The 11,929-nt window shown below is 68.9% G+C and carries 10 protein-coding genes; 6 read left to right on the top strand and 4 right to left on the bottom strand.

Annotation, left to right across the window (positions count from 1 at the left end; all coding sequences use genetic code 11):
- Positions 1-53: 53 nt before the first annotated feature.
- Positions 54-1,100: an inosamine-phosphate amidinotransferase 1 gene (locus ABD256_RS12290; RefSeq protein WP_344416938.1), complete on the bottom strand. Its 1,047-nt coding sequence runs from the start codon at positions 1,098-1,100 to the stop codon at positions 54-56.
- A 277-nt stretch (positions 1,101-1,377) separates the two neighbouring features.
- Positions 1,378-2,613 (bottom strand): cytochrome P450, encoded by a 1,236-nt coding sequence (locus ABD256_RS12285; protein WP_344416936.1) that lies wholly within the window; start codon positions 2,611-2,613, stop codon positions 1,378-1,380.
- Positions 2,614-2,721: 108 nt separating this feature from the next.
- Between ABD256_RS12285 and ABD256_RS12280 the strand changes: the two genes are divergently transcribed.
- Positions 2,722-3,549 (top strand): SAM-dependent methyltransferase, encoded by an 828-nt coding sequence (locus ABD256_RS12280; RefSeq protein WP_344416934.1) that lies wholly within the window; start codon positions 2,722-2,724, stop codon positions 3,547-3,549.
- A gap of 389 nt (positions 3,550-3,938) precedes the next feature.
- Here ABD256_RS12280 and ABD256_RS12275 read toward each other — a convergent pair whose 3' ends face one another.
- Positions 3,939-5,603 carry an MFS transporter gene (locus ABD256_RS12275; protein ID WP_344416932.1) on the bottom strand — a complete coding sequence of 555 codons (1,665 nt, stop codon included), beginning with the start codon at positions 5,601-5,603 and terminating at the stop codon, positions 3,939-3,941.
- 245 nt (positions 5,604-5,848) lie between these two features.
- Here ABD256_RS12275 and ABD256_RS12270 point away from each other — a divergent pair, with 245 nt between their 5' ends.
- The 3 genes from ABD256_RS12270 to ABD256_RS12260 all read left to right on the top strand — a co-directional run bounded on the left by ABD256_RS12270 (position 5,849) and on the right by ABD256_RS12260 (position 8,801).
- Complete coding sequence (locus tag ABD256_RS12270; protein ID WP_344416930.1) at positions 5,849-6,199, top strand: MmcQ/YjbR family DNA-binding protein; 351 nt, start codon at positions 5,849-5,851, stop codon at positions 6,197-6,199.
- Between the two features lie 83 nt (positions 6,200-6,282).
- Complete coding sequence (locus ABD256_RS12265; RefSeq protein ID WP_344416928.1) at positions 6,283-7,302, top strand: methyltransferase; 1,020 nt, start codon at positions 6,283-6,285, stop codon at positions 7,300-7,302.
- Entirely contained in the window at positions 7,299-8,801 is a 1,503-nt protein-coding gene (locus ABD256_RS12260; protein ID WP_344416926.1) for an AMP-binding protein, read from the top strand. The genes ABD256_RS12265 and ABD256_RS12260 overlap by 4 nt, the downstream gene beginning before the upstream one ends.
- On the opposite strand, the gene ABD256_RS12255 is transcribed toward ABD256_RS12260, so the two are convergent.
- The gene (locus ABD256_RS12255) at positions 8,802-9,992 is read right to left on the bottom strand and encodes a helix-turn-helix domain-containing protein (protein WP_344416925.1); all 1,191 of its coding nucleotides are present in this window, start codon (positions 9,990-9,992) and stop codon (positions 8,802-8,804) included. It lies immediately after the preceding gene.
- A gap of 285 nt (positions 9,993-10,277) precedes the next feature.
- Here ABD256_RS12255 and ABD256_RS12250 point away from each other — a divergent pair, with 285 nt between their 5' ends.
- Both ABD256_RS12250 and ABD256_RS12245 read left to right on the top strand, forming a co-directional pair.
- Positions 10,278-11,480, top strand: coding sequence for a helix-turn-helix domain-containing protein (locus ABD256_RS12250; protein ID WP_344416923.1), 1,203 nt, complete (start codon positions 10,278-10,280; stop codon positions 11,478-11,480).
- A 61-nt stretch (positions 11,481-11,541) separates the two neighbouring features.
- Positions 11,542-11,832, top strand: a complete 291-nt coding sequence (locus ABD256_RS12245; RefSeq protein WP_344416921.1) for a hypothetical protein — start codon at positions 11,542-11,544, stop codon at positions 11,830-11,832.
- The last annotated feature ends 97 nt before the right edge of the window (positions 11,833-11,929 follow it).

Below are 11,929 nucleotides of genomic sequence, written 5' to 3'. Positions count from 1 at the left end.
TCACGGTCAGCGGCGACACGGGACGGAGTGTAGCGGCGTTCCGGCCGCGCCGGTCAGCTGTAGTCCTCCAGCGACCCGGTCCGCCGCACGTCCAGTGACACGCAGTGGAACCCGCCGGTGAGCGTGCGCGCGTGGCGCATGGGCAGCGGGGCGACCGTCACGTGCCTCTTCTCCAGCTCCCGGATCAGGGGGAGCTGGAGATCGTTGACCACCGCGAGATCCGGCCTGACCATGATGAAGTTCAGCCCGCTCTGCCAGATCGACGCGCGCGGATACCGCCACGCGTACCCGGTGTCCACGTTCTCCGGGCACCAGAGGACGTCCCAGTTCTTGAAGATCCGCGGCACCTGGTCCTTCCGGATCCGCTCGGGATTGAGCACGACGAGCCCCGGCCGGACGAGCGTGATCGTGGTGTCGATATGCGTGCCGTCGTAGACGCCGGTGATCGGGTGAACCCGGTACTCGTCGCCGAGGACGCGCTGCAACCACTGGAAACCGAGCTCGTTGCCGCTGCCGGAGACCAGATAGGCGATGTCCCGGCCGATCCGGAGCACGTTGGCCGCGTCGAACACCGGTTCCTGATTGTTCAGCACCGAACCCCGCTGGGGCCGGATGTTGTACGTATCGTCGGGCAGCCGGGGCTTCGGCGCCGAAATCCAGTTCGAACCGCTTCGGAAGTACTCGAGCAGAATGTCGCGGTACGCGTGCGGCTCGAAATAACGGGACCGCAGCACCATCGGGGTTTCGATGATCGTTTCGCCGATCGCCAGCAGAACGTCGCGCGGGCAGTAGTTGTATTCGCCGTCGGATGTCCAGTCCGGTGTGCCGAACCTGGTCGCGTGGTCGGTCACGGCGGGCCGCCGGATCGTCACGCCCTCGGCGCGCAACAGCTCTGCGAATCCCGCCAGGTCCTCGTTCGCCTCGTCGATGATCCGCGTGTCGTAGGGACCGGTCGGGATGTCGTCCTGGTTCTCCTCGTGCTCGGCGTAGTCGAGCGCGAAAAGGCCGATGTCGGCGGAGGGCACCCTGGCACCGTCCGCGATACCCACGATCATTTCTTCCAGCGGATCCCACTCGTTGTGCACGCTGACGAGCGACACGGCATTACCCCGATTTCCGGTGGTCCGGTGTAATCGACAGACGCGGCTGCCTGGCCCGGACCAATATCCTCGGGTCGTTCCACCGTGACAACCCGCTTTCCGGACCACGCAACTGGACCATCCAGCGGCGTCAGGCCAGGTGCGCGCCCAGCCCGGTCGAACCCGGTGCGACATCCGGCCGCAGCACGAGTTCTTCGCCGTAATCCCCCGTTTTGCGTCCGGTACGGATCGGCTCCGCCGATTCACCGCGGTTGCACCTCAAAGCCGAGCTGGACGTCTATCGCGTTACGTTTCGCGGCCGCTCGGCGGTCACCGCGAGTGGAACGCTGGCGTAGGTGCGGAAGTTGAACCGCGGCAGCCGCACCGGCGGCCCGTCGGAGGCGATGCCGGTGAACGCTTCCAGCATCGCGCGCAGCACCACGGCGCCCTCCAGCCGCGCCAGCGCGGCACCCAGGCAGGCGTAGGCGCCGCCGCCGTAGCCGACGTGCGGGTTCGGGCTGCGCGTCACGTCCAGTCCGGCCGGCCGTGCGAATACCCGTTCGTCGTGGTTGGCCGATCCCAGCAACAGCACCAGCAGCCTGCCCGGCCGGATCGACCGGCCGCCGATCTCCACCGTCTCCAGCACGCGGCGCACCCCGATCTGGATGGGCGCGTCGTACCGGACGAACTCCTCCACCGCGGTCGGCACCAGCTCCGGCCGGGCGCGGAGTTTCGCCCACTCCCCCGGCTTGCCCGCCAGGACGGCGAGACCGGTCGTGATCATCGCCATCGCCGTCTCGAAACCGGCGTAGCAGGACATGATCACGCTGTCGATCACCACGTCGTCCGCGAGCGCGACGCCGTCGTCGTTGTGGGCCGCCAGCACCGACAGGACGTCCGAAGCCGGCCTGGCCCGCGCGCGTTCCACCAGCGGGGCGAGGCAGGTGCGAAGCGCGGTCACGCCCGTGTCCGCTGCCGCGCGCCTGGCCGCCAGCACCTCGGGATCCGTGGTGAGCACGCTGTCGTTGAACGCGGCCACCATCGCGGCCACGCTGGTGCGGAACAGTTCCCGGTCCGCTTCCGGGATACCGAACAGCTCGCAGACCACGGAGACGGGAAGCGGCACACCCACGTCGCGGACGGCGTCGAAGCGGCCGTCGCGAACGGCGGGTGCGAGCAGTCCACGGGCGGCGGTCAGCGCGTATTCGGTGAGCCGGGGCGTGAACCTGCCGGTGAACGCCCTGCCGAGCAGGCGGGTCACCGGCCGGTTGTGGAACAGCTCCTGCATCCGGATCAGGAACGCGCTGGCCTCGCCGATCCCCATCAGCGACTCGTAGTACCCCGGCGGCAGGAGCTTGGTCATGCGGCGGTCCCTGCTCACCGCCGAAATCTCCGCGTGCCCGGCGAGCACCCACTGGCCGCCGAGCCCGCGCGCCAGCGGGCCTTCCGCCCGCAAGCGGGCGTAGGCGGGGTACGGGTCGTCGAACACGGCCGGATCGGACGGGTCGAATCTCGGTAGCACGCCAACCGCCATGAAACGAGATACTAGTTTTCCCCTCCCGCGCTGTCGAGGTCACCGCGTATCGTGACACCGGTGAAAGCAAGACACTAGATCGCAGTTCATCCCGCGGAAAGGATCGACATGTCCGACACGATCGACCAGGCCGGAGAAGACGTCGGCGCGTACTACGACGACCTCACCGAGTTCACCCGGCTGACCTTCGGCGACAGCATCCACATGGGGCTGTGGTCGGAGAACGACACTTCGTCGATCACCGAGGCGCAGGACCGGATGACCCGGTTCATCGGCGACGTCACCGGCCTCACCGGGGGCCAGCGGCTCCTCGACGTCGGCTACGGCAACGGCAGGCCCGTGGTGCTGTACGCCGAAAGCGCCCCGGTGGAGGTCACCGCGGTCGACGTCAGCGAGAAGCAGCTCGACCACGCCAACGCGTTCGCCGCCGAACGAGGGGTCGCCGACCGGGTCTCCTTCTCCGTCGGCGACGCGATGAAGCTCCCCTTCGAGGACGACTCGTTCGACGCCGCGTGGGCGCTGGAATGCTTCTCGCACATGACCGACCGGGGCTCGGCGATGCGGGAGATCAAGCGAGTGCTCCGGCCGGGCGGGCGCCTGATCCTCAGCGACGTCGTCGAACTGTCCCCGCTGGCGACCGACGACAAGGACCTGCTGTTCACCTGCTGGATGATGAGCTCGCTGTTCGACCTCCCCCGCTACCACGAGACGGTGCGGGACGCCGGGCTGACCATCGTCGAGGAGCACGACATCACCGACAAGGTGCGCACCACCCTCGACCACGTCGGCGAGAACTACCTCGGCAACCGGCCCGCGATCGTCGCCCGGTACGGCGAGGAGTTCGCCTCCGAGGTGGACGACGACTTCCCCAAGCTGGGCCGGATCCAGCGGGATCATCTCGGATATGTGGTGATGGTGGTGCGTAAACCCGAGTAGGGGTGCGCTCTTTGGGCGGCGGTGCCGGTTGCTGGTTGACAGTGGGTGGCACCGCCGTCGGGGGCCGTGCTCTGCCGCGGTTGGTTCGTCGTGTTGAGTTGCGGTCTACCGACAGCTTTGGACGGGAAGTGCGGGCTTTCGTTGCCCGGGTGGCGGTCTGGCTGTGGTCCGGTTCGATCGCGGGATGCTGATTTCGTTGGTGTAGCGTCGTTTCTCTGTTCGTCCATTGTGGACTCGGTGACCCCGGTTCGCTCGATCACGTGTTCGATTCCGGGGTGTGGTCGCGAACCGACGCACGATCAGCCGATCACGCGCCGGTCGGGTAGCCCAAGGGCGTTTCGCCCCTGGGCTACCTCAGCTTTCGGCGCGACAGTCTCCGGTCACGGCACCTAGTGCTGTTCGACTCGGCGTGGTAGCAGGCAGGTTGCGCCGAGTGCGGCAGCGAACAGCGCGATCTGGGTCCACAGTGTCCCGACGGTGGCGCCCTGGAAGCTTTCCCGGAGTGCGACGGCGTCCTGTGCCGCGATCGGGCCCGCGGCGCCGGGCGGCAGCTCTTGCAGCGCGACGCACTGCGGTGGCATGGCGTCCGGTTCGGACAGCCGCATCCGTTCGGCGAAGCAGTCCCGGAAGCCGGTGACGGCGCTGTCCGCGGCCGGGCCCGAGATTCCGGCTTCGGCGAGGCTCGCCCGCAGCCCCGGTTCCACGGAATCCACCGAGGGCTGGGCGTTGCCCGCGAGCAGTGCGAACAGCAGCGTGCCGCAAGCGGCGATGCCGAGCGAGACCCCGACCTGGTAGACGGTGTTGACCACACCCGAGGCGGCACCGGCGTGCTCCAGCGGGACGTCGTTGAGCGCGTAGGCCATCACCTGCGTGAACGCCAGGCCCATGCCGACCCCGCCGAGGAACATCGGCGGCCACAGCAGGAACAGGCTCACGTTGTCCTGCGTGCCGATGATCCACATGAAGATCAGCATCGTCACGATCAGCAGCACGAGGCCGAGCTGCATACCCGTGCGCCCCAGCTTCGGGCCGATCCACTTCGCCGACAGGGCACCGAAAAGCGGCACCGCGACGTCCCACGGCAGACCGGCGAACCCCGCCCGGAGCACCGAGTAGCCTTCGCCGAGCTGCAGGTGCAGTGTGATGAACAGGAAGAACGCCATCACGCCGCCCATGAAGAAGAACGACACCAGCATGCCGCCGACGAACGAGCGCACCCGGAACAGCGACATCGGCACCAGCGGGTCCACCGCGCGCCTGCGCTGGTACTGGACGAAGACCACCAGCAGCAGCACCCCCGCCCCGAACATCACGAACACCCATGCCGGCCACCCGAGTTCACGTCCCTGCACCAGTGGGAAAACCACACACAGCAACGCGACGAACGCGAGCATCACGGCGGGCACGTCGAGCTTGCGGGCCGAATCGCCGCGCACCACGGGGATCACCTTGAGCGCGGTCACCACGGCGAAGATGCCGAGCGGCACGTTGACCAGGAACACGCCCCGCCAGCCGAGGCCCGCGATGTCGGCGGTGGTGATCAGCGCGCCCACGAGCGGGCCGCCGACGGTGCCGATCGCCAGCACCGCGCTCAGCCCCGCCCACGCCTTCGGCCGTTCGTGCGGCGCGTACATCACCTGGATCAGCGAGTACACCTGCGGCACCATCACCGCACCGGCCGCACCCTGCAGGAACCGGAGCACGATGAGCTGCTCGGGGTTCTGCGCCAGTCCTGCCAGCGCCGACACCGTCGCGAAGGCGATGATGCCGATCAGGAACATGCGCCGCATGCCGAACAGGTCGCCCAGCCTGCCGCCGAGGATCAGTGTCGCCGCGAAGGCCAGCGTGTAGGCGGCGACCACCCACTGCACGGCGGCCCCGTCCATGCCGAGGCCGCGCTGGATGGACGGCAGCGCCACGTTGACGATCGTGATGTCGAGCAGGTCGAGGAGCATGCCGAGCAACACGACGACGAGCGCGAGCGCCCGCCGCCGTCCGGCCACCGGCGGCGGCCCCGTCTCGGCAGGTGGGGCCTCGGTTTCGTCGGCAGCCATGTCGAACCCCTCGTATCTAGTATTGTCAGCAGCGCCGGTGAGCGGCCGAGCACTGTTACCCTGCAGGGCCTGCCGCACCGGAGAACACGGAGAAGAATTCCCAGAATATTGGCAGCGAACACCAGACACAAGCGACCAATCCGGCATTCGGGTGATCCCGGTTGGCAAATTTCCGATCATGCCAGAATATGCCGAGAATTCTGGCCGTGCCGCCGCAGCGGCGGCCGAAGCGAAAAGGAATGTCGATGGCGACCCAGGACGACGCCCGCAAACTGGCGCTCAGCCTCCCGGAGACCGTGGAAAGTCAGCAATTCGAGAACGCCGACTTCCGGATCCGCAACAAGATCTTCGCCGCGCTGCCCGGCGACACCACGCTCACCGTGCGCATCACCCCGGACGAGCAGGCGGAGCTGCTCGCCGAGAACCCGGCCGCGTTCCACCCCGCCCCCGGTGCGTGGGGGCAGCGGGGCTGGACCCTGGTCACCCTGCCCGAGGTCGACGCCGAACAGGTCGGGGAACTGCTGACCGACGCATGGCGCCACCTCGCGCCGAAACGGCTGCGCGCCGAATTCGACGCGAACCTGGAGCAGGGCTGACCGGCGCCCTTTCGATACCGGTGCATATCCGCACCACCGCGGGGAACCCACGACGGCGAACTTCACTCGAGGAGGCTGGACAGGTGGTCACGAGAAGAACACCGCTCGATCCGGACGCGATTCTCCGGTTGCTGGAACTGGGCGACTACCTGCTCCCGTACACGATCCGCGCGGTGTGCCTGCTCGGTGTCGCCGACGCGCTCGCGGACGGGCCGAAACCGGTCGGCGAACTGGCCGCGGAGACCGGGACGCACGAAGAGTCCTTGGACAAGACACTCGGCTACCTGTCCTCGCGCGAGATCTTCACCGAAACCGAGCCGGGGGTGTTCGGCCAGACCGCCATGTCGGATCTGCTGCGCACCGATCACCCGTACTCCGCGCGCAAGGTCTTCCTGTCCCCGGTCGCCTGCACGCGCGGCATGGAAGGGCTCGACCACGCCATCCGCACCGGCGAACCCGCTTTCGACGCCGTGCACGGGATCCCGATCTGGGAGTACCTGAGCCGCCACCCCGAAGACGGCGAGCGGTTCGACGGGGTGATGAGCGGGGTCACCACGATGGAGCTGATGGCGATCCTGCGCGCGACGGACTGGTCCCGGTTCGGCACCGTGGTGGATGTCGGCGGCGGCAACGGGAGCCTGCTGGCGAATCTGCTGCGGCGCTTCAAACGCATGCGCGGCGTCCTGTTCGACCTGCCCGGTGTGGTGGCGAACTCGGACGAGGTGTTCGCCGCCGCGCACGTCGGCGACCGGGTCGAGGTGGTCGGCGGCAGCTTCCGGACCGATCCGATTCCCGAGGGCGGGGACGCCTACGTGCTCAAGCGGATCCTGTACAGCTGGTCCCCCGAGGAGGCGGCCGGTCTGCTGCGCCGGATCAGGGCGGCGATGAAACCGGACGGCAGCGTGTTCATCGTCGAGGCAGGCCGCAGCGACACCGGTTCCACTCCGATGGCGAAACGGCTCGACATGCTCATGTTCACCCTGAGCGCCGGCGGTACGCGCAGCATCGACCAGCAGCGCGCCCTTCTCGACGACGCCGGGTTCGACCTCGTCGAGGCGGTGTCCACGCCGGTTTTCCCGGTGATCGAAGCACGTCCGCGATGAGCGGGGCGGAGCTGCTCCGCTGGCTCTCCGATCCGCCCGCCGAACGCGGCGTCCGGTTCGCCCTGCCGAAACAGGGCTGGGAGTTCCACGGCTACCGCGCCCTGGCGCAGCGGGCGAAGGACGCGGCGGCGGAGTTGCGAGCCGCCGGTGTGCGGCGCGGCGCAGTGGTGGCCGTGATCCGCCGCGGCGGGCCGGAGTTCGTCGCTGATTTGTTCGGCACCTGGCTCGCCGGTGCCACCGCGTGCCCGGTCGCGCCGCCCAGCGCGTTCGGCGACCGCGAAGGCTACCGGCGGCACTTGGAGACCGTGCTGGACACGGCGCGGCCCGCGGTGGTGCGCTGCGACGGCGAATTCGCGGATGTGGTGGGAGAACGGGACGTCCGGCCGCGGTCGCTGCCCGACGCCCCGGCGCTGGTGCAGTTCACCTCGGGCAGCACCGGCAAGGTCCGCGGCGTGCGGGTGTCGCGTGCCGCGCTCGCCGCGAACCTCGCCGCGATCCGGCGGTGGCTCGGTATGACACCCGCCGATCCGACCGCGTCCTGGCTGCCGGTGCACCACGACATGGGACTGGTCGGGTGCCTGCTGGCCCCGGTGGTGACCGGTAGTGACCTGTGGCTGCTTTCGCCGGGCGATTTCGTCCGGCGGCCCGTGCGCTACCTCGAATGCTTCGACGCCGGAGGGGCGAGGCTGACCGCGATGCCCGCCTTCGGCCTGGCCCATATCGCCGACCGGGTGCGGCCCGACCAGGTGCGCGGGCTGGATCTGCGTTCGTGGCGCGCGGTAATCGTGGGCGCCGAGCGGGTGCCCGCCGCGGTACTGGAACGGTTCGCCGCGCTGCTCTCCCCCGCCGGGTTCGCCGCCGAAGCGCTGCTTCCCGCGTACGGGCTCGCCGAGGCGACCCTCGCGGCGACCGCCGTCCCGCTCGGCAGGGGGTGGCGCGCGCAGTCCCACTCCCGCGACCAACCCGCCGTGATCGGTTGCGGCACAACGCTTTCCGGGGTCACGGTGTCGGTGGTCGACGATGCGGGCCGCCCGCTGCCCGATGGCGAGGTCGGCGAGATCGTGATCGGCGGCGACTGCGTCGGCACGGGGTACGCCGGTGGCCAGGACTTCGGCGACGCGGTGCGCACCGGCGACGCGGGATTCCTGCTAGACGGCGAGTTGTACCCGCTCGGCCGGTTCGGCGACAGCGTGAAGGTCAGGGGGCGCGCGGTGTTCGCCGAGGATCTCGAACTGCTGGTCGCGACGGCGTTCCCGGACCGGCCGGCGTGCGCGCTCGGCCATGCGGGTGACAGGCCGGAAGCCGTGGTAGTTCTGGAACGGCCAGGCGCACAGGACGCCTCTGACGAGGTCACGGCGCTGCTGCGCCCGCATCTCGACGGCGTGCGCATCGTGGTGCTGCGGGCGAAACCGGGCCTGGTGCCGAGGACGAGCAGCGGCAAACCGCGCCGCGCCGCACTGTGGGCGGCCTACCGGTCCGGCGAACTCACCACACCGTGATCAGGTGAGCTGTATACCTGCCCAGCGGGCGAACTCGGCGAGGGAATCGGTAGCGCGCCGGTCGCGCGTGGCGAGGGCGAACACCGTTTCGCGGACCGAAGGATGATTGCGCGTCGCACGCGGGGCTACCTGCCGGGCGGCGTTCAGCTCGCCGAGCGCGTGTTCTCGGTCACCGTGCAAAACCCACGCTCGCGCCATGTCGATGTGGTGATGCCCCACGCGCTCCGGGCGCTTGCGGTCGACGACGGGAGTCATCCCAGCCCGGCGCACTGCCTCGGTCCCGTCGTATCCCTCGACGGGCGTGGCGCACCAGTGCACCGCGATGTTCGTCGAGCTGGCGTCGATTCCGAAGAACGGCTCTGCGGGCAGCGCGTGCTCGGCAGACAGGGCGCGCGCCCTGTCCAGATAACCGTCGGCCTCGTCCTGGTCACCCGCGCGCGCGGATAGGACGGCGGCGCGCAGGTCGAGCTGCACCGACACGGCTCGGTCGGCACTGCTCGTGCCGACGTGCTCACGAGCACGATCGAGTACGCGCAGACCGGTCCGGTAGTCGCCGTACTGGAGGTGCCGGGTCGTTCGATGAAAAGCGCTGATGGCGACGCGGGTGGGCTCTCCGGTGCGCCCGGCGAGCTGCACGTGCCGCTCCGAGGCGATGGCCGCGAGATCGGCTTGCCGGAGGCGCCCGGCCACCGTGGCAGCCAGGCGGTACGCGTCGTGCAGGGCGGAGCGGGCCTGTTCTCCGGCGCGCCCATTGTCGTCCGCGATGACGTACAGGTGGTGGAAGGATCGCGCGAGGCTGTAGGCGGCGTCGGCGTGGTCGAGCCTGAGCACCTGCTTCGAGACCACGTCAAGCCGCTGGACGAGCGCGTCGAGGGTGACCGGCTGGCCTTCGGGTCGGGGGTCGTCCCAAGCATCGAGCGCGGACCGCAGCTCGGCGACGGCATTGGCGTCGTCGCTCGGCTGTGACACAACCTCTTCGCCGAGGGTTCCGTACAGAGCAGCCACCTTGACACCGAGCGCCTTCGCGCAGCCCGCGACGAACGCGGGCGAGGGCGGCGCGGAGCCCGCCTCCACCTTCTTGACCAGCGACTCGGAAAAACTGGCGTGGCGGGCGAGTTGTCCTTGGGTCATGCCGACGAGCTTCCGAGCGGCACGGACCCGGCGGCCTACGTTCTCGCGGTCGGCGCTCATACCCCGCAACATTACGGGGCTTTGTCCCTTCGTTTGATGTCTGAGGAGATCGAAGCGAACGCCGTCGAGCGGATCGAGATCGCGAAGTCGCAACCTCGCTACCACAAGAGAAAGGTCGCCACCGGTAGTTGCGGGGCCGCGGGATGACGGGCAGACCGAGCCACCGATCACGTTTCACTCATTCAGGTAGGGCTACCCTGGATGGTGCACCTCTTCGCGGAGGGACGCCCCCGGGTAGCTCCCGGGGGCACGCGGAGAGGTCAACTCCGCGAGAAGGGTGCCCTCATGGACGCCGAAATCGGTTCCCGCGTGCGCGAACTCAGGCTGTGGCGCGGGCTGAACATGCGCACGGCCGCAGACCTGAGTGGGATCTCACACGGCTACCTAGGTCAGATCGAGCGCGGCGAAAAGCCGGTCAACAACCGCCAGGTGCTCGAAGCGCTGGCCAATGCGTTCCGTGTCGCGCCGAGCGAGCTGACGCGCAAGCCGGACATCACCGCCACGTCGTCCGAGTCGCACGACGCCGCCGCCGTCCTCGCTGACCTGCTGGGTGGCTGGTGGGTCGGCGAGGTACCCGCCGCGCCAGGGCGCCCGCTGCCCGAGGTGCTCGCGGACCTTGCGGCCTTCCACGCCTCCCGCAACAAGTCGGGCAAGCACGGCGCAGGGAACTACCCGACCCAGGTCGCGAAACTCGCGCCGCTGATCCGTGACCTGCTCGCGGCCGCCGCTGATCCGGCAACCTCTCGACAGGCGCTCGCCCCGCTGCTCACCGCTTACCACGTAGCGGGCAGTGTGGCGGCGCGGCTTCGCGCGCCCGGGCTGCCCTCCATGGCCGCAGAACGAATGCAACAAGTCGCGAACGAGCTGGACGACCCGGTCTGGCAGTCAGTAGCAGGCTGGGGTCGCGCGCACTTCATTTCATCGTCGAACCGGCTCCGGCAGTACGAACTCGCTGCCGCAGTCGCCGACACCGCGCCGCCCGAACGGATGGAGACACGGGGCATGGCGAACCTGACGGCAGCCCTCGCCGCTGCCGCCCAGGGCCAGAACGACGTGGCAGAAACCCATCTTCGGGAAGCGACAGCGATCGCGGAGCAGATCGAGCCGGACGTGTCACCGTGGCCGAGCGGGATCATGCAATTCGGCCGAACGAACGCAGGCATCTTCCGAGTGTCGATCGGTGTCGAGCTGGGCGAGGGTCCGCGCATCGCTGAGCTGGCGTCGGCCGTACACCCGGAGACGATCTCCAGCGGTCGGCAGGCATCGTTCTGGACCGACCTCGGCCGAGGGCTGCTCGAAAGCCGTCAGCACAGAGACGAAGGGGTTGCGGCGATTCTGAAGGCTGAAAAGCTGGCTCCCCAGCAGGTACACGACAACTGGTTCGTACGACAGGCGGTCGGAGCACACCTCGGTCAGACACGTCAGGACTCGACTGGGCGTGAGCTACGCGGGCTGGCGTGGCGAATGGGGCTCGCCACGACCGGGTGAACTAGGCCGATGTGTACTTCCCGTACACAAGGCCGTACCTGCGGTTACTACCGTCCGCGACGTGACGGACAGCAGCATGGATACGGCGCCGAGCCTTCGCCTGGCAACCCGATGGTTCACAGGTGACTGCCTGCCGCACCTGTACCGGGTGCGGGAGCTGAACGACGAGACGGTCAACTTCCTCCAGCCACCAGCGCACGCGAAGCCGTACCACGACTTCCACCCGCGTACGCAGCTCTCCGCCGAGCACCTCCCCGCACCGGCGGCGCTCATGGCCACGTGCCCGACCTGTGGCCGGTGGATGCGCCAGAACCAGTACTCGGTCCTGCTGCAAGGCGAGGCACGGGTATGACCTGGGCGAGCTGTGACGACGGGCAGGAACACCTGATCGTCACCGTGGTCCGCAACCGCGACGGCGTAACACTCGTGTCAGCGTGCGAACTCGCCTT

This window comes from Amycolatopsis minnesotensis (assembly GCF_039529815.1).
Classification (GTDB): Bacteria; Actinomycetota; Actinomycetes; order Mycobacteriales; family Pseudonocardiaceae; genus Amycolatopsis; species Amycolatopsis minnesotensis.
This window is presented reverse-complemented; position numbering and strand designations above follow the sequence as displayed.